Origin of the sequence: Leifsonia sp. McL0607 (assembly GCF_049993355.1) — a bacterium.
In the GTDB taxonomy this organism is placed as follows: domain Bacteria; phylum Actinomycetota; class Actinomycetes; order Actinomycetales; family Microbacteriaceae; genus Leifsonia.
Genome location: NZ_CP188253.1, coordinates 3,089,208 through 3,109,908, shown reverse-complemented (window position 1 = coordinate 3,109,908; position 20,701 = coordinate 3,089,208). Strand labels below are relative to the sequence as shown.

The 20,701-nt window shown below is 69.3% G+C and carries 20 protein-coding genes and 1 tRNA gene; 4 read left to right on the top strand and 17 right to left on the bottom strand.

The window, feature by feature from the left end; translation table 11 throughout:
* Positions 1-129 precede the first annotated feature (129 nt).
* Entirely contained in the window at positions 130-1,449 is a 1,320-nt protein-coding gene (locus ACPPVW_RS15040; protein WP_426623893.1) for an LCP family protein, read from the bottom strand.
* A gap of 164 nt (positions 1,450-1,613) precedes the next feature.
* A tRNA-Ala gene (locus tag ACPPVW_RS15035) sits at positions 1,614-1,686 on the bottom strand.
* A gap of 270 nt (positions 1,687-1,956) precedes the next feature.
* Here ACPPVW_RS15035 and ACPPVW_RS15030 point away from each other — a divergent pair.
* Complete coding sequence (locus ACPPVW_RS15030; protein ID WP_426623892.1) at positions 1,957-2,916, top strand: IS481 family transposase; 960 nt, start codon at positions 1,957-1,959, stop codon at positions 2,914-2,916.
* Here ACPPVW_RS15030 and rsfS read toward each other — a convergent pair.
* A complete protein-coding gene (gene rsfS / locus ACPPVW_RS15025) occupies positions 2,913-3,287 on the bottom strand; it encodes a ribosome silencing factor (protein WP_426623891.1) in 375 nt (124 codons plus the stop codon). The genes ACPPVW_RS15030 and rsfS overlap by 4 nt on opposite strands.
* 43 nt (positions 3,288-3,330) lie before the next feature.
* A complete protein-coding gene (locus tag ACPPVW_RS15020) occupies positions 3,331-4,047 on the bottom strand; it encodes a hypothetical protein (RefSeq protein ID WP_426623890.1) in 717 nt (238 codons plus the stop codon).
* Between ACPPVW_RS15020 and ACPPVW_RS15015 the strand changes: the two genes are divergently transcribed.
* The gene (locus ACPPVW_RS15015) at positions 4,037-4,471 is read left to right on the top strand and encodes a hypothetical protein (RefSeq protein WP_426623889.1); all 435 of its coding nucleotides are present in this window, start codon (positions 4,037-4,039) and stop codon (positions 4,469-4,471) included. The two genes, ACPPVW_RS15020 and ACPPVW_RS15015, sit on opposite strands and share 11 nt — an antisense overlap.
* A 340-nt stretch (positions 4,472-4,811) precedes the next feature.
* On the opposite strand, the gene nadD is transcribed toward ACPPVW_RS15015, so the two are convergent.
* The 7 genes from nadD to rplU all read right to left on the bottom strand — a co-directional run bounded on the left by nadD (position 4,812) and on the right by rplU (position 10,067).
* Entirely contained in the window at positions 4,812-5,414 is a 603-nt protein-coding gene (nadD, locus tag ACPPVW_RS15010) for a nicotinate-nucleotide adenylyltransferase (RefSeq protein ID WP_426623888.1), read from the bottom strand.
* Between the two features lie 13 nt (positions 5,415-5,427).
* Positions 5,428-5,664, bottom strand: coding sequence for a hypothetical protein (locus ACPPVW_RS15005; RefSeq protein WP_426623887.1), 237 nt, complete (start codon positions 5,662-5,664; stop codon positions 5,428-5,430).
* Between the two features lie 58 nt (positions 5,665-5,722).
* Positions 5,723-6,991 (bottom strand): glutamate-5-semialdehyde dehydrogenase, encoded by a 1,269-nt coding sequence (locus tag ACPPVW_RS15000; protein WP_426623886.1) that lies wholly within the window; start codon positions 6,989-6,991, stop codon positions 5,723-5,725.
* Positions 6,992-7,000: 9 nt separating this feature from the next.
* Positions 7,001-7,822, bottom strand: coding sequence for a glutamate 5-kinase (proB, locus tag ACPPVW_RS14995; protein ID WP_426623885.1), 822 nt, complete (start codon positions 7,820-7,822; stop codon positions 7,001-7,003).
* On the bottom strand, positions 7,819-9,390 hold the full coding sequence (gene obgE, locus ACPPVW_RS14990; RefSeq protein WP_426623884.1) for a GTPase ObgE: 1,572 nt from the start codon (positions 9,388-9,390) through the stop codon (positions 7,819-7,821). Before obgE ends, proB begins: the two co-directional genes overlap by 4 nt.
* Before the next feature lie 79 nt (positions 9,391-9,469).
* Positions 9,470-9,727: a 50S ribosomal protein L27 gene (rpmA, locus tag ACPPVW_RS14985; RefSeq protein ID WP_055916380.1), complete on the bottom strand. Its 258-nt coding sequence runs from the start codon at positions 9,725-9,727 to the stop codon at positions 9,470-9,472.
* A gap of 31 nt (positions 9,728-9,758) precedes the next feature.
* On the bottom strand, positions 9,759-10,067 hold the full coding sequence (gene rplU / locus ACPPVW_RS14980) for a 50S ribosomal protein L21 (RefSeq protein WP_055916382.1): 309 nt from the start codon (positions 10,065-10,067) through the stop codon (positions 9,759-9,761).
* Positions 10,068-10,324: 257 nt separating this feature from the next.
* Between rplU and ACPPVW_RS14975 the strand changes: the two genes are divergently transcribed.
* Positions 10,325-10,633 carry a DUF4031 domain-containing protein gene (locus tag ACPPVW_RS14975; RefSeq protein WP_426623883.1) on the top strand — a complete coding sequence of 103 codons (309 nt, stop codon included), beginning with the start codon at positions 10,325-10,327 and terminating at the stop codon, positions 10,631-10,633.
* On the opposite strand, the gene ACPPVW_RS14970 is transcribed toward ACPPVW_RS14975, so the two are convergent.
* Positions 10,634-13,144, bottom strand: coding sequence for an Rne/Rng family ribonuclease (locus ACPPVW_RS14970; protein WP_426623882.1), 2,511 nt, complete (start codon positions 13,142-13,144; stop codon positions 10,634-10,636).
* A gap of 321 nt (positions 13,145-13,465) precedes the next feature.
* Here ACPPVW_RS14970 and ACPPVW_RS14965 point away from each other — a divergent pair, with 321 nt between their 5' ends.
* A complete protein-coding gene (locus ACPPVW_RS14965; RefSeq protein WP_426623881.1) occupies positions 13,466-14,110 on the top strand; it encodes a vitamin K epoxide reductase family protein in 645 nt (214 codons plus the stop codon).
* Between the two features lie 71 nt (positions 14,111-14,181).
* On the opposite strand, the gene ndk is transcribed toward ACPPVW_RS14965, so the two are convergent.
* From ndk to ACPPVW_RS14940, 5 genes are all read right to left on the bottom strand, one after another.
* Positions 14,182-14,604 carry a nucleoside-diphosphate kinase gene (gene ndk, locus ACPPVW_RS14960; RefSeq protein WP_426623880.1) on the bottom strand — a complete coding sequence of 141 codons (423 nt, stop codon included), beginning with the start codon at positions 14,602-14,604 and terminating at the stop codon, positions 14,182-14,184.
* A complete protein-coding gene (locus tag ACPPVW_RS14955) occupies positions 14,601-14,999 on the bottom strand; it encodes a DUF4233 domain-containing protein (protein ID WP_426623879.1) in 399 nt (132 codons plus the stop codon). Before ACPPVW_RS14955 ends, ndk begins: the two co-directional genes overlap by 4 nt.
* On the bottom strand, positions 14,996-16,363 hold the full coding sequence (locus ACPPVW_RS14950; RefSeq protein WP_426623878.1) for a bifunctional folylpolyglutamate synthase/dihydrofolate synthase: 1,368 nt from the start codon (positions 16,361-16,363) through the stop codon (positions 14,996-14,998). Before ACPPVW_RS14950 ends, ACPPVW_RS14955 begins: the two co-directional genes overlap by 4 nt.
* A complete protein-coding gene (gene ileS, locus ACPPVW_RS14945; protein WP_426623877.1) occupies positions 16,360-19,743 on the bottom strand; it encodes an isoleucine--tRNA ligase in 3,384 nt (1,127 codons plus the stop codon). The genes ACPPVW_RS14950 and ileS overlap by 4 nt, the downstream gene beginning before the upstream one ends.
* 237 nt (positions 19,744-19,980) lie before the next feature.
* Positions 19,981-20,544, bottom strand: a complete 564-nt coding sequence (locus tag ACPPVW_RS14940; protein ID WP_426623876.1) for a TetR/AcrR family transcriptional regulator — start codon at positions 20,542-20,544, stop codon at positions 19,981-19,983.
* Positions 20,545-20,701: the final 157 nt, after the last annotated feature.

Genomic DNA, 20,701 nt, shown 5'->3' with positions numbered 1-20,701 from the left:
CGCGCAAGCACCGACGCGAACGACCGTACCGTGTGGGTCGTGGATCAGGGGGCGGCGCTCCGTGCCGTCGCCCGGCCGCGGCTGTCGGCGACGGTGCAGGCGCGCCGGCTGCACGGCCATCCCGACCGGTCAGTTGTTGCCCTTGGTGCAGGTCTGCTGCGCCGCCGTCTGCCCGGTGACGCTCGACGGCAGTTCGACCGCGCCCGATGTCGTGGTGGGCGCCGGCGTCGTGGAGCCCGTGTCGCCCGGCGCTGTGGTCGCGGTGTCGGTGGGAGCGGACGAGTCGGTCGGTATGGGCGTCGCCGTCGCGGACGGATCCTCCGCTGCGCGACCCGTGGAGCCGGTGAGGGCGACGGGCTGGTCGTTGACGAGCGCGTCGTTGACCGCGGATGCCGCATACTCATCCGGGATCACCCGGTTGGGGTCGTCGGGGTCGGAGACCGCCGGGTACTGCAGGAACACCATGTGCTGGAGCCCGGTGTCCTTGAGCGCGAGCGCGATCTGCACGAGCGTCGTCGGGTTGGTCAGCGTGTCCGACGGGGTGATGTTCTGAACCGCCGCCTTGGCGAGCGCGTAGAGCTGCACCGGGTTGGACAGCACGCCTCCGCTGACGATCTTGCGGGCGAGCGCCGACAGGAAGACCTGCTGGTTCGAGATACGGCCCAGGTCACTGCCGTCGCCGACGCCGTGGCGACTCCGGAGGAACGACAGCGCCTCGTCCCCGGCCAGCGTGTTCTCCCCCGCCGGCAGATCGAGGGGCGGGTTGGTGTACGCGTCGGTCACAGGGGACGCCAGGCACACCGACACTCCGCCGACCGCCGTCGACATCGCGCTGACTCCGTTGAAGTTGATGACGGCCCCGAACGGGATCGTGAGCCCTGTGAGCTTCTCCACCGTCAGCACGACGCAGGCCAGGCCGCCCCGGGACAGCGCGGTGTTGAACTGCGCACTCGAGGAGCCGCTCACGCTCCCGCCACCGTCGGGTGCCGGGCAGCTCGGGATCCGCACCATCAGGTCCCGGGGGAAGCTGACCACCATCATGCTCTTGTGGTCCTGGGCGATGTGCAGCAGCATCGTGACGTCGTTGTTGCCTTCGCCGGAACTGGCGTTCTGTTCGTCGGCGGAGTTGTAGACGCCGCCCAGACCGCTTCGGCTGTCGGTTCCCGCCAGCAGCAGGTTGACGCCACCCGCGATCGCGCTGACGTTCGGGATGCCCTGAGGGAGCGTCGTGTGGCCGGGCAGGGATGCCAGGTGGACGCCGGGCTTGACCGAACGAGCCACGTCCCACACCGCATAGGCGGCGACGGAGACGCTGCTCACCAGGGCGACCGCCGCCACACCGGCGAGCAGCTTGGAGGCCGAGACGAAGAGCCGCCGCCGCGGCAGCCTCCCGTGTCGGACGGGGGCCGGGCCGCGCGCGCCCTGATGGCGGCGTGGCAGATCGGTCATGAGGACACCCCCCGGCGGTCGAGTGACTGACTGGCAGAAGCCTAAGCGATGGTGGCTATTCGGAGCATACGCGCAACACGCACAGGGAGCCCGGCCATCGGCCGGGCTCCCTGTGCGTGACTTCTCTCGCGACTCATCTGGAACAGAGGTTCCAACTCGCACGGTGGATCTGAGGGGACTCGAACCCCTGACCCCCTGCATGCCATGCAGGTGCGCTACCAGCTGCGCCACAGACCCGTTATTCAGTTCTCCCGGGGCCTCCCGGGCAACTCATTCAGCGTACTACACGCGGGCTTCGCAACGAAAATCGAGTTCGCAGCCCGGGCGTGTGGCCCGTCGCCGTCGATCCGACCCCCATGAGGGAGATCTCGCGCTGACCTGGAAGACAGCTGAATGCGGCGGGCGACTAGTTGTAGTTCCCCGACACGTTGTGAACGGTTGAGGTGAGCGAAGGCCTCCGTGGAGGATGTGGGTTACCACACTCACATCTAGCCAACGGAGGTCTTCGTGACTCACGCTAATGCACCGTTGACGCCGGAAGGGCGTCGACGGCTGGTCGAGCTGGTTCTGGAGCGCGGGTGGTCATTGCGGCGGGTGGCGGAACGGTTCCAGTGCTCGCCCGCGACGGCGAAACGGTGGGTCGATCGGGCACGCGCAGGCTTGCCGATGACCGACCGACCCTCCCGCCCGCACTCGTCCCCGAATCGGTGTCCGGCCCGGTTGGAGCGCCGGATCGTGGCGTTGCGGTTCAGGTGGCGGTGGGGTCCGCATCGGATCAGCTACCACCTCGGTGTTCCCCGTTCCACCGTGGGCAGGGTGCTGGCCCGGTATCGGATGCCGCTACTGCACCACCTCGATCAAGCGACCGGGCTCCCTATCCGCAAACCGAGGGCTGTCCGTTATGAGCACGCTCGCCCCGGCCAGCTGGTCCATGTCGATATCAAGAAGCTCGGCCGCATCCCCGATGGTGGTGGCCACCGAGTCCTGGGGCGGGCAGCAGCACCGTCCCGGCACCGCGGCCGCGGCTATGCGTTCCTGCATCACGCTATCGATGACCACTCCAGGCTGGCCTACTCGGAGATCCTGAACGATGAGCGCAAAGAGACCGCCGCCGGATTCTGGCTGCGCGCCAACGCGTTCTTCACCGCCGCTGGGATCACCGTCACCGCGGTCATGACCGACAACGGTGCGTGCTACCGGTCGAAACTGTTCGCCGACGCTCTCGGCACGAGAGTCAAGCACCGGCGCACGCGCCCCTACCGGCCGCAGACCAACGGGAAAGTCGAACGATTCAACCGCACCCTGGCCACCGAGTGGGCCTACGCGCACGCCTACCTCAGCGACGAAGCCAGAGCCGCAACCTACGACACCTGGCTCCATCACTACAATCACCACAGACCCCACACCGGAATCGGCGGCCTCGTCCCCTCAGCCCGCGTTCACAACCTCACGGGGAACTACAACTAGTCGGCGCTGTGCACCGGCAGCTCCAGCGGGAGCACCGGGCAGTCCTTCCAGAGACGCTCGAGCGCGTAGTACATGCGGTCCTCCTCATGGAAGACGTGGACGACCAGATCGCCGAAGTCCAGAAGGATCCAACGGCCCTCGGCCTTGCCCTCACGGCGCAGAGTCCGCACGCCGGCGTCGTTGAGCCGGTCCTCGACCTCGGACGCGATGGCGATGACATTGCGCTCGACAGAGCCGGACACCAGGAGGAACGCGTCCGTCAGCGGGAGCGGACCGGACACATCGAGCGCGACGAGGTCGATGCCCCCCTTCGCATCGGCGGCGGCAGCCGCGATCTGCAGGATGTCCCGGGCGTGCGGGGAGGCGGTCACAGAGAGTCCTTCACGATTGAGCAGTGCGATGTCGAGCGGGTCATCAGAACACGTTGAGGACGTACGCCGCGATCAGGAGGCTGATCACCCCGACCGCGAGCACGCCAGCGGTGACCATGAGCACGACGGGAAGCGTGTTGCCGCGCTTCTTGGGCGGCGCGATCACCCCACGCGTCGACGTGTGGGTGCTGATGGCGCGCGACGCGCGGACGGGCGCGACCTCGGAGGTGTTGAACTCGTTCTCCTCGCTGTCGAGGAGACGGTCGATGTCGGACGAGTCGATCCGATCATGCGTCCCCGTGGCGCCGAGCGTGCGCGGGAGGTCGATCGAACCGGTCACCAGGATCTCCCCCATGCTCGTCAGCGGAGCGGTCGCGTCAGCCTGCGGGAGCGTCGGGAGGATGAGGGCGTTCGTCGTCGTGGCAGCCGTCGAGTGCCCGACGTTACGGGAGGTGATCGGCTCGGCGCCGTCCTCCAGCTCGGCCGCGGTCGACCAGTGCCCAGTGGGCGGGGTGAACGGCCGGCGCTCGTGCGCGGACACGCCGTCGTCTTTGTCGTCGGTCACGCTCCGCACCGGCTGAGCGGTCGGAGCGGCAGCGGTTGGCACAGGCGCTGCCGTCGTCGGAGCGCCGAATGCCGTGAACACGGACGTCGGTGAGGAGCTCACGTCGGTATCGGGAGTCGCGTCGGCCTGACGAGCGCTCACCGGTGCGGCCTGCGGCTCGGCCGGCGCCGCGTCGTCGTCCTGCGTGAAACTCACCGGGAAGACAGGGTCAGCGATCGCCGGCGAGTGGTTGGCCTGCTGGTTCGCCGCCTGCGCCTGCTGCATCGCCCGCATCTCGCGACGTGTCAGCGTCCGCTCACCGGTCGAATCGGCCGTACGGGGGGCGGACGGAGTCTCCGCAGCGGGCAAAGCGGGCTCCGGGGCCGCCGCTGGAGCGGGAGCGGGGGTCGCCGCCGGAGCAGGAGCCGCCGCCGGAGCGGGAGCCGCCGCCGGAGCGGGAGCCGCCGCCGGAGCGGGAGCCGCCGCCGGAGCGGGAGCCGCCGCCGGAGCGGGAGCCGCCGCCGGAGCGGGAGCCGCCGCCGGAGCGGGAGCCGCCGCCGGAGCGGGAGCCGCCGCTGGAGAGGGCACGAACGCCATCGGCTTCGTCACCGGTTCGGGCTTGGACGGATCGGGGACCTGACGGAACAGGTCGAACGCCGAGGCATCCGAGGTGGCATCGACATCGGCACGCTGGGGGACGCTGAAGAGGAGGCTGTCGAAGCTCCCTGCACCGGACGGAGACGTGACGCCGGGCTCGGCAAAGGCCGTGGCCGGGATGGCAGGCGGCTGCGCCTCGTCGGCGGCCCTAGTGTCGGCAATAGATGGTGCGGCCGAGGTCTCGGGGATCTCACCGGCGGGGGTGGGCTCTGAGGTGCCGACACCGCGCGCTGCTTGACGTGCGGCGGTGCGCTCATTCTCTCTGGCCTGTCGCCGTGTCTGCGGCGGCTGGCTCGCTTCCGCTGGCTCTTCAGGCCACAACGTCATGCCACGCTCCGATACAAGTGATGTTTGGAGATGTACTGGACCACCCCGTCGGGGACGAGGTACCAGACGGGGAATCCCCTGCTCACCCGGCTCCGGCAGTCGGTGGACGAGATCGCCAGGGCCGGAACTTCCAACAAGCTTACGTCTTGTTTCGGCAATCCAGAAATATTGAGGTCATGTCCCGGACGACTCACAGCCACGAAATGCGCGAGTTTCCAGAGCTCGTCGACGTCTCGCCAACTGAGGATCTGCGCAATAGCGTCCGCGCCCGAGATGAAGAACAGCTCCGCGTCCGGCCGCTCCTCGCGGAGATCGCGCAGCGTGTCGAACGTGTAAGTCGGCCCGACCCGGTCGATGTCGACCCGGCTTACCGTGAACCGCGGGTTGGAGGCCGTCGCGATCACCGTCATGAGATAGCGGTGCTCGGCTGGGGTGACCTCCCCCTTCTGCCACGGCTGTCCGGTCGGGACGAAGACGACCTCATCGAGGTCGAACGATTGCGCCACCTCGCTCGCAGCGACCAGGTGGCCGTGATGGATCGGGTCGAACGTGCCGCCCATCACGCCGATGCGTGGGCGACTCTTCTCGGTCAGCTCCATGCCGGGATGCGGCTCAGTGCCCCTGGGTCGGGTGGCCGGTACCGTGGTGCGTCGCACCGGGTGCGCCGGCGTGCGACGCGGCATCCGAGGCCGACCGGTGGCCGTGGCGGTTCGCGACGTCGCGGTAGCTGAAGAGAACACCGAGCAGCGCCAGGAAGATGACGATGGCGATCGCGCCGAACGCCCAGGTGGGCATGGGCAGCTCGACGTGAGTCTCCGCTGCGGCGAGGATGGTCGTCAAGTGGGACATTGGTGGTGTTCCTTTCGCGGCGCTCTGGCGCGTGGCCGTTGTTCAGTCTAGTGGTCGCTCACCCACGGATCTGGCCGGACCCGCGGACGATCCACTTGGTGCTCGTCAGTTCTGGCAGACCCATCGGACCCCGCGCGTGCATCTTCTGGGTCGAGATGCCGACCTCGGCTCCGAAGCCGAACTCCCCGCCGTCGGTGAACCGGGTCGACGCGTTGACCATCACGACGGCCGAGTCGACCTCGGCGAGGAAGCGCTCGGCGTTGCCGAGGTCGTTGGTGACGATCGCCTCCGTGTGCTGGGTCGAGTAGCGCCGGATGTGCGCGATCGCGGCGTCCAGGTCGTCTACGACGCGCACCGAGATGTCGAGGCTCATGTGCTCCGTGGCGTAGTCCTCGTCGGTCACCGGCACGCCTTCGGGAGCGTAGGGCAGTGCCGTCTCGTCGGCGTGGATGGTGACCCCTGCCTCGGCGAGCGAGCCGAGCACGGGGGGAAGCAGTCGCTCGGCCGCTGCGCGGTGCACGAGCAAGGTCTCCACCGCGTTGCAGACGCTCGGACGTTGCACCTTGGCGTTGCGGACGATGTCGACGGCCCAGTCCTCGCGCGCGCTCTCGTCGAGCACGATGTGCACCACACCGGCGCCCGTCTCGATGACCGGCACGCTCGACTGCGAGACGACCGCCTGGATGAGGTCGGCGCTCCCCCGCGGGATCAGCACGTCGACCAGCCCGCGGGCGCGCATCAGCTCGTTCGCTCCGTCTCGCCCGAACTCGTCGATGGTCTGCACGGCGTCCGCCGGCAGGCCGACGCTCGCGAGCGCCTCCCGCACCACGTCGACGAGCACCCGGTTCGTGTTGAGCGCGGCGGTTCCTCCACGGAGGACGACGGCGTTGCCGCTCTTGATGGCGAGCGACGCAATGTCGATGGTGACGTTGGGCCGCGCCTCGTAGATGGCGCCGACGACACCGAACGGCACGCGGGTCTGGGCGATCTTCACGCCGTTCGGGAGGTCGCTGCCGCGGACCACCTGGCCGACCGGATCGGTCAGCCCCACGACCTCCAGCACCGCGTCGGCCAGACCCTGGAGTCGAGCAGGACTCAAGGTCAGCCGGTCGAGGAGCCCCGTGGACAGGCCGTTCTCGCGGCCGTTGGCGAGGTCGAGCTCGTTCGCCCTGAGAATGCTCTGCTCAGCCGCGAGCACTCCGGAGGCGATCGCCCGCAGGGCGGCGTTCTTCTGCTCCGTGGTCGCCGTCGCGAGCGCCGGCGACGAGGCCTTGGCCGCGCTGAGGCGGTCGGCGGCAGAGACCGGGACGGCGGTGGTCGTAGACATGGGTCAAGTCTAAGCGGTGGCGTTCGTGACGTACTCGACGTCGTCCGTGCTCGGCGCCGGTGCGAACCAGGTGCCGACGGGCTCGCCGCGCAGGGCGTCCGCGACGAGTGTGGTCGCCGTCAGGATGACCGCCGTGCCTTGCTCGGCCGCCTGGCGCGCGGCGGACACCTTGGTGAGCGCTCCTCCGGTGCCGACGCCAGAGAGACCCGTCGACCCGATCTCCACCCCGGCGAGCTCGTCGCCCCAGCCGACCACGGCGATGCGCTCGGCGCCCTCCTCCTGCGGAGGTTTCGTGTACAGCGCATCGACGTCGGAGAGCAGGACAAGCAGGTCCGCCTCCACCAGCAACGCGACGAGGGCGGCGAGCCGGTCGTTGTCTCCGAACCGGATCTCGTGGGTCGCGACGGTGTCGTTCTCGTTGACGATGGGGAGGATACGCAGGTCGAGCAACCGCTCCATCGCACGCTTCGCGTTGCTGCGGTGCGTCGGATTCTCCATGTCACCCGCTGTCAGGAGCACCTGCCCCGCCACGATCTCGTAGCGGTCCAGGCTGTCCTGGTAGCGGTAGATGAGCACGTTCTGACCGACGGCGGCGGCGGCCTGCTGGGTCGCCAGGTCGGTCGGGCGCTCATCGAGCGACAGGTACGGGATTCCGGTCGCGATGGCGCCGGACGACACCAGGATGACCTGGGTACCGCGGCCGTGGGCCTCGGCGAGGGCGTCGACGAGCGGGCCGATCTGGCCGGCGTTCTCACCGCTGATGGAGGACGAGCCGACCTTCACGATGATCCGTCGGGCGGTCGGGACCTGGGCGCGCTCGTCGATCGTCATTCCCTGCCCGTCCCGCCTTCCGCCTCGCCCCGGGAACCGGAGTCCTGGCCGTCGTAGTCCTCGTAGTCGTCGTCCTGCCAGAGGCCGGCCTCCTTCTCGCGGAGCAGCTCGGCGCGGGCCTCGGCCTTGCCGTCCATCCGGTCGAAGTAGTCTTCGCGACGCTGCGCTCTGGTGGGGCGATGGCTCGCGTCGATGCGGGCATCCGTTCCGCGCGGCGAGCTGATCAGCTCGGCGGTGGAGGTCAGCGTCGGCTCCCAGTCGAACACCACGCCGTTGCCCCGGCCGATCACGACCGTGGAGCCAGCGACGGCGCCCGCGGTGAACAGCCGGTCCTCCACGCCGAGCTTGGCCAGGCGATCGGCGAGAAAGCCGACGGCCTCGTCGTTGGCGAAGTCGGTCTGCGCGACCCAGCGTTCGGGCTTCGCGCCGAGGATGCGGTACACCGGCCCGTCGGAGCCGCCCTCGACCTTCACGGTGAACCCGGCGTCGTCGACGCCCTTAGGCCGGATGACGATCCGCGGGCGCACCTCGGCCTCGGCCGCCTCGGCCCTCCGAGCCTCCTCGACCAGCTCGGCCAACGCGAACGACAGCGCGCGGAGGCCCTCGTGACTGACAGTGGAGATCTCGAACACCCGGTAGCCGCGCGCCTCGAGGTCCGAACGGACGAAGTCGGCGAGCTCGCGCGCGTCGGGCACATCGATCTTGTTGAGGGCGATGAGCTGCGGGCGGTCCAGCAGCGGCACCTGACCCTCCGGCACCGGATACGCCGCGAGCTCGCGGAGGATGACCTCCAGGTCGCTGAGCGGGTCGCGCCCCGGCTCGAGCGTTGCGCAGTCGAGCACGTGCAGCAGGGCCGAGCAGCGCTCGACGTGCCGCAGGAACTCGAGACCGAGACCGCGGCCTTCGCTCGCTCCCTCGATGAGGCCGGGGACGTCGGCGACGGTGTAGCGCACGTCACCGGCCTGCACCACGCCGAGGTTGGGGTGCAACGTGGTGAAGGGATAGTCGGCGATCTTCGGCTTCGCCGCCGACAGCGCGGCGATGAGGCTCGACTTGCCCGCCGAGGGATAGCCGACGAGCGCGACATCGGCGACCGTCTTCAGCTCGAGGAGGACATCGCCCTCCCAGCCGGGGGTTCCCAAGAGAGCGAAGCCCGGCGCCTTGCGCTTGGTCGTGGCGAGGGCCGCATTGCCAAGGCCGCCGAGGCCGCCCGCGGCCGCGACGAAGCGCATGCCCGGCTCGGTGAGGTCGACGAGCTCCTCGCCGTCGGCCGTCTTGACGACGGTGCCGACGGGCACGGGGAGCTCCAGCTCGCCGCCGGTCTGTCCGCTGCGGTGGTCGCCCATGCCGAAGCCGCCGTTGTCGCTCGAGCGGTGCGGGTGGCGGTGATAGCCCAGCAGCGTCGTGACCTGCGGGTCGGCGACCAGGACGATGTCGCCGCCGTTCCCGCCGTTGCCGCCGTCGGGGCCGGCAAGCGGCTTGAACTTCTCGCGGCGGACGGAGACGCACCCGTTGCCGCCGTTGCCCGCGCGCAGGTGAAGCGTCACGCGGTCGACGAACGTTGCCATGGTGCTCCTCAGATCGGTGTAAACGACGGATGGGCGGGCCGAAGCCCGCCCATCCGTGAAGTGCAGTCGTGGGTGAGGCTCAGGCCTCGACGGCCACGATGTTGACGACCTTGCGGCCGCCCTTGTTGCCGAACTCGACCGAGCCCGCCGCGAGGGCGAACAGGGTGTCGTCGCCACCACGGCCGACGTTGACGCCCGGGTGGAAGTGAGTGCCGCGCTGGCGGACCAGGATCTCGCCGGCGTTGACGGTCTGGCCGCCGAAGCGTTTCACGCCGAGGCGCTGCGCGTTCGAGTCACGACCGTTGCGAGTGGAACTCGCGCCCTTTTTGTGTGCCATGTCTTCTTCTCCTCGAGAGGTTCGCTGTCGGCTACTTGATGCCGGTGATCTTGACGCGCGTGAGCTCCTGGCGGTGGCCCTGGCGCTTCTTGTAGCCGGTCTTGTTCTTGAACTTCTGGATGACGATCTTCGGGCCGCGCAGGTCACCGAGGACCTCGGCGGTCACCTTCACCTTGGCGAGGGACTTCGCGTCAGAGGTGATCTTGTCACCATCGACGAGCAGGACGGCAGCCAACTCGACGTTGCCGTCCTTGTCGGCCTTGATGCGGTCCATCGTCACGATGGTGCCGACCTCGACCTTCTCCTGCCGGCCACCGGCGCGCACAACTGCGTAAACCACTTTCACGTACCTTTTCGTCGGGGAGCAGCTCCCGGCGACGCCGTGGACCTGTCCTGCTCTTGTTTGTTCAGGGAGTTACTGGTGAGCTCGCGCCCGTCGATGGCGGCGGGTGGCTCTCAGAAAACCGCGAGGGTGTACCGGTCTACCGGCACACACCAACGGTCAACTTTACCCGACGCCGCACGACCCGTCAATTCAGCGAGGGGGCGTCGAGACCTCCCGGCACCCTGGACGGGGCCGGTTCCTACAATCATCCTATGACGGTCCTGATCGATCCCCCTGCATGGCCCGCCCACGGCATGTTGTGGTCGCACCTGGTCAGCGATTCGACGCTCGACGAGCTCCACGCGTTCGCCGCCGCGGCACACATCCCGGCACGCGCGTTCGACCTCGACCACTACGACGTGCCGGACCGCCGCTACGACGAGCTGATAGCGGCCGGAGCCGTGCCGGTCGACGGCAAGGAGTTGGTGAGCCGGCTCATCGCGAGCGGCCTCCGGGTGCACGCCCGCGACCGCGACCGACGTCACGAGAACGTGAGGACGGACGCGGTCGACGAGGAGTGATCAGGAGTCCCGCTGATCGCCCGCGAGTTCGCCGCCGGTGATGACGGCGGTGCTGGCGCGACGGCCGCGGCTGCGCCCCTGTCCCGACGTCTGCGGGTTCGGGAGGGCGTCGAGGACGGAGTCGAGCAGGATCGCGGTCTCCACCGCGGACGCCGCAGGAGCGTGAGCGGGAGACTCGGTCGGCACCGGCAGGTCGATCAACGGGAGGTCGACGTTCGCGATCGTCTCGGGCTCGGCGGCGTCTGCCGCCGACACGGCTTCGGCCGGGGCCTGCGCCGGTTCGGTCTGCTGCTCCGGGTTCTCCGTGCGCTGCTCGTCGCGCTGGCCCTTGCTCTTGCGGCGGCGCTTCTTGGGCGTGACCTGCGTCGACTCGGCGGCGGGAGCCGTCGCCTCCCCTGCGGGTGAGCCTTCGTCCTCGTGGTGCAGGTGCAGCGTGGACGCCGCGATCTGCGCAAGCGCGTTCTTGGCGTCGTCGGTGATCGCGTGCGTGCCGTTGCCGGAGTGCGGAGCGCTCGACGCGGCTTGGCCCCCGCCGTTGCCTCCGCGACCGCGGCGACGCTCGTTCTGCGGCTGCTGCTGCGGCTGACGGTGCTTCACGACCGGATCGTGGTGGACGATCACGCCGCGCCCCGCGCACACCTCGCACGCCTCGCTGAAGGTCTCCAGGAGGCCGAGGCCGAGCTTCTTGCGGGTCATCTGCACCAGGCCGAGGGAGGTGACCTCGGCAACCTGGTGCTTGGTCCGGTCCCGGCTCAGGCACTCGATGAGGCGGCGCAGCACCAGGTCGCGGTTGGACTCCAGAACCATGTCGATGAAGTCGACGACGATGATGCCGCCGATGTCGCGCAACCGGAGCTGGCGGACGATCTCCTCCGCGGCCTCCAGATTGTTCTTGGTGACGGTCTCCTCGAGGTTGCCGCCGGAGCCGACGAACTTGCCGGTGTTCACGTCGACGACGGTCATCGCCTCGGTGCGGTCGATGACGAGCGAACCGCCGGACGGGAGCCAGACCTTGCGCTCGAGCGCCTTCTCGATCTGCTCGGTGATCCGGAACTCGTCGAAGGCGTCACGGTCGCCGGCGTAGGCCTCCACCCGGTCGATCAGATCGGGGGCGACCTGGCGGAGGTAGCTCTCGATGGTCTGGCGCGCGTCGTCGCCGGCGATGACCAGCTTCTGGAAGTCCTCGTTGAACACGTCGCGGATGATCTTGATGAGCAGATCCGGCTCGCTGTGCAGCAGCGCGGGCGCCTGCTGCGCCTCGACCTGCCTGCTGATGTCCCCCCACTGCGCCGTGAGCCGCGTGACGTCGAGGGTGAGCTGCTCCTCGGTCGCGCCCTCCGCCGCCGTGCGCACGATCACGCCGGCGTTCTCGGGGAGGACCTCCTTGAGGATCTTCTTGAGTCGCGAGCGCTCGGTGTCCGGCAGCTTGCGGCTGATGCCGTTCATGGAGCCGTTCGGCACGTAGACCAGGTAGCGGCCCGGCAGCGAGATCTGGCTGGTGAGGCGGGCGCCCTTGTGTCCGACCGGGTCTTTCGTGACCTGCACCAGAACGCGGTCGCCGGCCTTCAGTGCGAGCTCGATGCGGCGCGGCTGGTTTCCGGTCTCGACGGCATCCCAGTCGACTTCGCCGGAGTACAGCACGGCGTTGCGGCCGCGACCGATGTCGACGAATGCGGCCTCCATGCTCGGGAGCACGTTCTGCACGCGACCGAGGTAGACATTGCCGATGAGCGAAGCCTCCTGCGAGCGGGCCACGTAGTGCTCGACCAGCACCTTGTCTTCGAGGACGCCGATCTGGATGCGCCCGCCCTTCGAGCGGACGACCATCTGACGGTCGACGGACTCGCGGCGCGCGAGGAACTCGGCCTCGGTGATCACCGGTCGGCGGCGCCCCGCGTCGCGGCCGTCGCGGCGGCGCTGCTTCTTGGCCTCGAGGCGCGTGGAGCCCTTGACCTTCTGCGGCTCGGTGATCAACTCCGGCTCGCGCGGAGTACGAACCTTGACGACGGTGTTCGCCGGATCGTTCGCCTCGTTACGCCCGTTCTCACCCGCGCGTCGGCGCGAGCGGCGACGGACCGAGCCGGTCGGCTCGTCGTCGGGCAGCGGCGGCAGCGGCAGGATGTCGGGCGCCTGGAAGAGCAGGGTCGTCGGCGGCAGCCCGGGGACGTACGCCACGGGGGCCTCCGGCTGCTCGCCGTGGCGGTCGGGCAGCGCAGGAGGCTCGTGACCGCCTGTCGCCGTGCCGAGCGCTGCGCCGGCGGCAGCGAGCTGCTTCTCGGTCGCCGCGGCTGGCGTGTCGGCAGGTGCGCGCTCGGCGCGAGCCGACTCCTCTGGAGCCTGCTCGACGGCGACCTGCTCGGCAGCGACCTCGCGCTCCTCGGCGAACACCGGCGTCTCCGCCGTGCCGGCCGGTCGGCTGACCCGTCTGCCGCCGAAGATACTGCGGCGTCTGCGTCCTCCCGAGCTCTGATCGTTGCTGTTCGTGTTGTCGATATTCTCGTTTTCCACCATCGCTGGTGCGCTCCTCGACCGGCAGCGGCAACCCGCTCGCCGGGTACTCTCCGTCGGAGGTGCCGCGCGCGGCCCCTCCGTAATCCTTGATCGGACAGCGGGTGCTCGTGGCACCGTCCGTCCGGTTTTCACTTGTCTCGTGCCGGTCGTGAGCGACCGGCTGTTTCATTCGGGCGCGCCTGGCGCCCTCAAGCCTTCTGTTGGTGTCGGCCGGCGTGCTGCCGGGACGACTTATCCAATGATTATCGCATGTCGAGGGCGATCCACCGGCGCGACCCGCGTTCACAGAAGCACCGCGTCGCGACATGCCATAATCCGACTGTGCCTGCCTCGAAGACCGCGCCCTCCACCGCAACGACCGACTCCGCACCAGCGACGTACCGGCGGCCGACCGCGCTCGCGATCTTCCTGATCGTCGCCGGCGTGATCGGACTGTGGGCGGCCTTCATGCTCACGGTGGACAAATTCCACCTGCTCGAGAACGCGAACGCCCAGCTCTCCTGCAATTTCAACGTCCTCGTCGGCTGCAGCAAGAACCTCAACTCGTGGCAGGGCTCCCTGCTCGGCTTCCCGAACCCGATCCTCGGCCTCGGCGGCTGGACGGCGACGATCGCGGTCGGCGTCGGGCTCTTCGCCGCCGGGCGTTTCGCCCGCTGGTACTGGATCGCCTTCAACGTCGGCGTCGTCCTGGCGCTCGCGCTCGTCATCTTCCTGATCACCCAGTCGCTCACCGTGCTCAATGTGCTCTGCCCCTGGTGCATGGTCACCTGGACGGTGACGATCCCGACTTTCTGGGCGGTCACGCTCTACAACCTCAAGGAGGGGCACATCCCGCTGCCCGAGCGCGCCCGGTCGTTCTTCGGCACGCTCTACGGCTGGGTGCCGCTGATCACGATCGTCAGCTACGCGATCGTGGCGATCCTGGCGCAGGTCCAGCTCGACTGGATCCACCGCGCGTTCGCCTGATCCACGCACGAAGAGAAGGGCTCCCGTTCAGCTGGAACGGGCGCCCTTCTCGTGTCTGAAGCGCCGCGCGCTCAGCCGAACCAGAGCGAGAGCTCGCGCTGCGCCGACTCGGGAGAGTCAGAGCCGTGCACCAGGTTCTGCTGCACCTTGAGTCCCCAGTCGCGGGCCAGGTCGCCGCGGATCGTGCCGGGGGCGGCCGTGGTCGGGTCCGTGGCGCCGGCGAGCGACCGGAAGCCCTCGATCACGCGGTTGCCCGCGACACGCAGGGCGACGATCGGCCCGGACTCCATGAACTCCACGAGGGGCCCGTAAAACGGCTTGCCCTCGTGCTCGGCGTAGTGCTTCGCGAGCAGTTCACGGTCGGCCTGCAGCATGCGCACGTCGACGAGCGAATAGCCCTTCGCCTCGATGCGGCGCAGGATCTCACCCGTGAGGTTGCGGGCGACTCCGTCGGGCTTGACGAGGACGAGGGTCTCTTCGACAGCGGTGGTCATCTGGTCTCCGTTCGGTTGTTCCGGTCGATGCGGGAGGCGGCGATCATGCAGTAGGTCCACATGGCCGTGAAGATCGCCCCCACGATGAAGAAGGCGGGCACGAGGAACCCCGCGGCGACGACGAGGAGCTGCACGATCCAGCCCAAGACGACGCCGACGCGGTTCCGCATCAGCCCGATGGCGGCGATCATCAGGATGACGACCGCTGCTCCCCCGCCCAGCGCGATCCACGCGGGCAGGCTCTTGAGCCCGAAGAGCACCAGCGCCCCCAGGAAGACGACGATGAGCTCGAAGCCCAGCACGATCGAGCCGAGGCTCTCCCGGAGCGACCTCTGCCGCCGGACGCGTGGAGGCTTCGCGGGCTCGTTCGAGCCGGCGGGGGTCTGGGCGGTCACGCGGTCGCGTCCTTCCAGCCCTGCTCGGCGGCGTACGCCATGACGGCTCCGACCAGCACGATCGAGCCGGTGATCACGACAGCGCGCCGCGGCTCCTCGCCCGCCCACTCGCGGGCGGCCTCCACCGCGTCGAGCGCGTCGGAGTAGACGATCGTCGCCTCGTCGCCTGCCTCGTCGCGAACGATGTCGCCGAGGTCCTCTGCCGCCAGCGCGCGATCGGAGGCCGGCTCCGTCACGAAGAACTGCGCGGCGACGGGCGCGAGGGCGCGGACCACGCCGCGCGTGTCCTTGTCGCCGAGGCTGCCGAGGACGAAGGTGAGCTCGTCGAAGTCGAAATAGCGGCGCACTGCGTCGGCGAGCGCTGCCGCACCGGCCGGGTTGTGCGCGGCGTCGACGAGGATGGTCGGCTCTACGCCGATCAGCTGCAGGCGCCCGGGAGAGGTCGCCGTGGCGAAGCCCTCCTCGACCAGGTCGGCCTTGAGCGGCTGGCTGCCGCGGCCGAGGAACGTCTCCACAGCCGCAACCGCTACAGCGGCGTTCTGCGCCTGGTGATCGCCGTACAGCGGGAGGAAGACGTCCTCATAGGTCGCGGCGCGACCGCGCACGGTTACCAGCTGACCACCCACGGCGACGCGAGTATCGACGACGTCGAACGCCTTCGGCTGCGCGGCCAGGGTCGATTCGGTCAGCCGTGCCGCCTCCTCCAGCTCGGCCATGGCCTCCGGCATCTGAGCAGAGGTGACGACATCGGCGGACGGCTTGATGATCCCCGACTTGGTGCGCGCGATCTCGCGGATCGTGTCGCCGAGCTGGCGGGTGTGGTCGAGGGAGATCGGCGTGAACACCGCGACCTGGCCGTCTCCGACGTTGGTCGAGTCCCACTCGCCGCCCATTCCGACCTCGATCACCGCGACGTCGACCGGCGCGTCGGCGAAGGCGGCGAAGGCGAGAGCCGTCACCGCCTCGAAGAAGGTCAGCGGCGCCTTGCCCTGCGCCTCCAGCTCGGCGTCGATGATCTCGAGGTACGGACGCACGTCCTCCCAGTTGCGCACCAGCGCTTCATCGGAGATCGGCCGGCCGTCGATCATGATGCGCTCGTTGAAGCGCACCAGGTGGGGGCTCGTGAGCAGGCCCGTGCGCAGCCCGTAGGCGCGCAGGATGCTCTCGGCGATGCGGCTCGTAGACGTCTTGCCGTTGGTTCCGGTGATGTGGATAATCGGGTACGCCCGCTGCGGCTCGCCGAGCAGCTCGACAGCCCGGCGCGTGGCGTCCAGCCGACGCTCGGGGACGCCCTCTCCGACGCGCGCGAGCAACGCCTGGTAGACGGCCTCCGCCTCGTCGCGCAGCTCCTCGTCGTCGGTCACCGGGCGTCCTCCACCTTCGTCACGCCGACCGTGAACCGGCCCGCGTTCGCGAACTGGCCCGCGCTGAACTCCTTGATGAACCCGTCGCCGTCGTCGTCGAGGTCGTCGTCCGCCGAGACGAAGGCGAACTCCAGAGCCAGCGTCTCGGCCGCGATGTCGACGGCGTCGCCGGCGAGAGCGATGGCCCGCGCGTCGTCGGCGTGCTCGAATGCGACGCTCAGCTCGATTCGGTCGCTCACGTCGAGCCCCGCCGCCTTGCGGGTGTCCTGTACGGCGCGGATGACGTCGCGGGCCAGTCCCTCGGCCGCGAGCTCCGGCGTCGTGGTGGTGTCGAGCAGGACGAAGCCTCCTCCCGGGAGCAGCGCAAGGGCCGACGATGCGTCCTCGTCGCTCTGAGCGGTCTCCAGGACCAGCTCGTACTCGCCCTCGACCAGCTCCACGCCGCCCACGGTAACGACTCCGTCGTGCTCCGACCAGTCACCGGATCGCGCGGCCTGGATGACCTGCTGCACCTGCTTGCCGAGCCGCGGGCCGGCCGCGCGCGCGTTGACCGTCAGGCGGCTGGTGATGCCGTAGGAGACCGCGCTGTCGTCGGTGAGCTCGACCAACTCGACCGCCTTGACGTTGAGCTCGTCGCGCAGGATCGCCTCGAACGGGCGCAAGGCGTCTGCGTCGGCTGCGACCACCGTGAGCGACGCCAGCGGGAGACGCACCCGTCGCCCCGACTGCTTGCGCAGCGAGAGCGTGGTCGAGCTGATCGCACGGATGCGGTCCATCGCGTCGACGAGCGCGTCGTCGGCGGGGAACCCGTCGGCCTCTGGCCAGTCGGTCAGGTGGACGCTGCGTCCACCGGTAAGGTCCTTCCAGATGCGCTCGGCCACCAGGGGCAGCAGAGGGGCCGCCACGCGCGCCACGGTCTCGAGCACCGTGTAAAGGGTGTCGAAGGCCTCGGTGCCCGAGCCGTCCTCCGATACGCCGACCCAGAACCGGTCGCGCGAGCGGCGCACGTACCAGTTCGTGAGCACATCGGCGAAGTCGCGGAGCTTCGCGGCGGCCAGCGTCGAGTCGAGACCGTCGAGGTCGATCGTCACGGCCTCCACGAGGTCGCGCGTCTTGGCCAGCAGGTAACGGTCGAGGATATCGGTGGAGGCGGTGGAGTGCTTCGCCTCGTAGCCCGTCGCGTTGGCGTACAGCGAGAAGAAGTACCAGGTGCTCCACAGCGGCAGCAGCACCTGGCGGACACCCTCGCGGATGCCCTCCTCGGTCACGATCAGGTTGCCGCCACGCAGCACCGGGCTCGACATCAGGAACCAGCGCATCGCGTCGGAGCCGTCGCGGTCGAAGACCTCGTTGACGTCGGGGTAGTTGCGCAGCGACTTCGACATCTTCTGTCCGTCGCTGCCGAGCACGATGCCGTGCGAGATCACGTTCTTGAACGCCGCCCGGTCGAACAGCGCCGTGCCGAGCGTGTGCAGCAGGTAGAACCAGCCGCGCGCCTGGCCGATGTACTCGACGATGAAGTCCGCCGGGTTGTGGCTGTCGAACCAGTCATGGTTCTCGAACGGGTAGTGCACCTGGGCGAACGGCATCGACCCGGAGTCGAACCACACGTCGAGCACGTCCGGGATGCGGCGCATCGTCGACCGGCCCGTCGGGTCGTCCGGATTGGGCCGCGTCAGCTCGTCGATGTACGGGCGGTGGAGGTCGGGCTCGCCCGCGGCGTTGACCGGCAGCCTCCCGAAGTCGCGCTCGAGCTCCTCCAGCGAGCCGTACACGTCGACGCGCGGGTAGTCGGGATCGTCGCTCTTCCACACCGGGATCGGCGAGCCGAAGTAGCGGTTGCGCGACACCGACCAGTCGCGGGCGCCGGCGAGCCACTTGCCGAACTGGCCGTCCTTGACGTTCTCCGGCACCCAGTTGATGCCCTGGTTGAGCTCGACCATGCGGTCGCGGAACGCGGTCACGCGCACGAACCAGCTCGACACCGCCTTGTAGATGAGCGGGTTGCGGCAGCGCCAGCAGTGCGGGTAGGAGTGCTCGTAGCTCGCCTGACGCAGCAGGCGGCCCTCCTCGCGCAGCAGCGTCGTGAGCGGCTTGTTCGCCTCGAAGACCTGCAGGCCCGCGACGTCCTGGACCTCGGGGAGGAAGCGCGCGCCATCGTCCACCGAGATGATGACCGGGATGCCGGCGGCTTCGCAGACCCGCTGGTCGTCCTCGCCGTAGGCGGGCGCCTGATGGACGAGGCCGGTGCCGTCCTCGGTGGTCACGTAGTCGTCGACGAGGATCTGCCACGCGTTCTGCGTGCCGTACATCTCGGTATCGGCGTAGTAGTCCCAGAGCCGGTCGTAGGTCACGCCCCGAAGGTCGCGCCCGAGGACCGTGCGGCTGATCGCCTTGCGCACGGCCTCCGGGGAGCCGTAGCCCAGGTCTTTCGCGTAGTTGCCGACCAGGTCGACAGCGAGGAGGTACTCGCCGCTCAGCGACCCCTCCTGGAGTCCGGCGCTGTGCCGGCCGCTCGCGCGTCCGTGCACATCGGCCGCGCCGTTCGGACCGGCCGGGACGACGGCGTACTCGATGTCGGGACCGACCACGAGTGCGAGGTTCGTGGGAAGTGTCCACGGCGTCGTCGTCCAGGCGAGAGCGCGCACGCCGGTGAGGCCCAGCGCCTCGGCCTTCGCGCCCGTGAGCGGGAAGGTCACCGTGACCGTCTGGTCCTGACGCATCTTGTAGACGTCGTCGTCCATGCGCAGCTCGTGGTTCGAGAGCGGGGTCTGGTCGCGCCAGCAGTACGGCAGGACGCGGTGCCCCTCGTACGCGAGGCCCTTCTCGTGCAGTCGCTTGAACGCCCAGATCACCGACTCCATGTAGGAGGTGTCGAGTGTCTTGTAGTCGTTGTCGAAGTCGACCCAGCGCGCCTGGCGGGTGACGTACTCCTGCCACTCACGGGTGTAGCGCAGCACGGAGTCTTTCGCCGCCTGGTTGAAGGCCGCGAGCCCCATCTCCTCGATCTGGGCCTTGTCGGTGATGCCCAACTGCCGCTCGGCCTCCAGCTCGGCGGGGAGCCCGTGGGTGTCCCAGCCGAACCGCCGCTCGACCTTCTTGCCGCGCATGGTCTGGAAGCGTGGGAAGACATCCTTCGCGTACCCGGTGAGGAGGTGGCCGTAGTGCGGGAGGCCGTTCGCGAACGGCGGCCCGTCGTAGAAGACCCACTCGGGTGCGCCCTCGCGGTTCTCGACCGACGCCCGGAACGTGCCGTCCTCGGCCCAGAACGCGAGCACGTCCGTCTCGATCTCCGAGAACACCGGCGACGGCGTGACATCCTGACGCGGCTCGCGCCCGGACTCGGCGGCTCCATCCGGCGCTGACTTGGGGTACGGCATCTCTCTCCTGGCAGTTTCGTCTCTGCACGAGGACGCCGGACGCTTGCACGCCCGCCGCGGTACCACCCCGCTTGCCCCCACCGGCCGCGGCGCCGGCCAACCGGCGTGAACCGGAGAGGGCCTCTCGTTCTGCGGCTGTGACGGGCCTGCCCCGTTCGGTTCTACTGAGCGGGCGAGTGCCCGCCGTTCTTCCGAAGACTCGCCGGTGATTGCCGGGTTGACGTCGTTCGCACCAGTCTATCGGTTCGCGAGGGCGGCTGCGAAGCCCGCGCACACCGGCTCGACGGCATCGCGCACCACCGGTGTCAGCGGGCCGCGGCCCACGCCGGCGCGCGCCCAGACGCCCGCCGCGGCAACCGCTGCGCCGACGACCGCCGTCGCCGCAGCCCGGGGCAGAAGGCCGTGCGCGTCGTCGCCCGACCGGCGACCGATCGCGGCGGCGACCTGACGCACGACGGCCAGGAAGCGTGGGAGGGCGGACGCCTGCAGTTCGGCGTCCGTCCCCATCAGCTCCACCTGGGTCACCGCGAGCGGCAGGCGCTCGGGGCCGAAGCCGTCGGCCAGCCGCACGACCGCGGCGAGCACAGCGGCCATCGGCTCCACACCGTCGTCCGCGGCCTCGAGCATGGCGGGGAACGCCGCCAGCGACTCGTCGACCTCCAGCCACAGCAGATCGCTCTTGGCGGAGAAGTAATTGAAGAAGGTCGCCCGGCTCACTCCGGCCCTGCGCGCGATGTCGTCGACGGTCGTGCCCGCGTAGGTCTGCTCGAGGAACAGCTCGCCCGCCGCCTCCGCCAGCATGCCGCGAGAGGAGGCTCGAGGCCGACCGGATCCGGATGCGCCGGATCCCGACGCCTCATGGCCGCGGGGCTCATGTCCTCTGGAATGGCGCGGTGTCATCGTGCGTTGTCTCCTCACGCCTAATATTGGACCCGGTTCAGATACCCCTGTCAGAAGG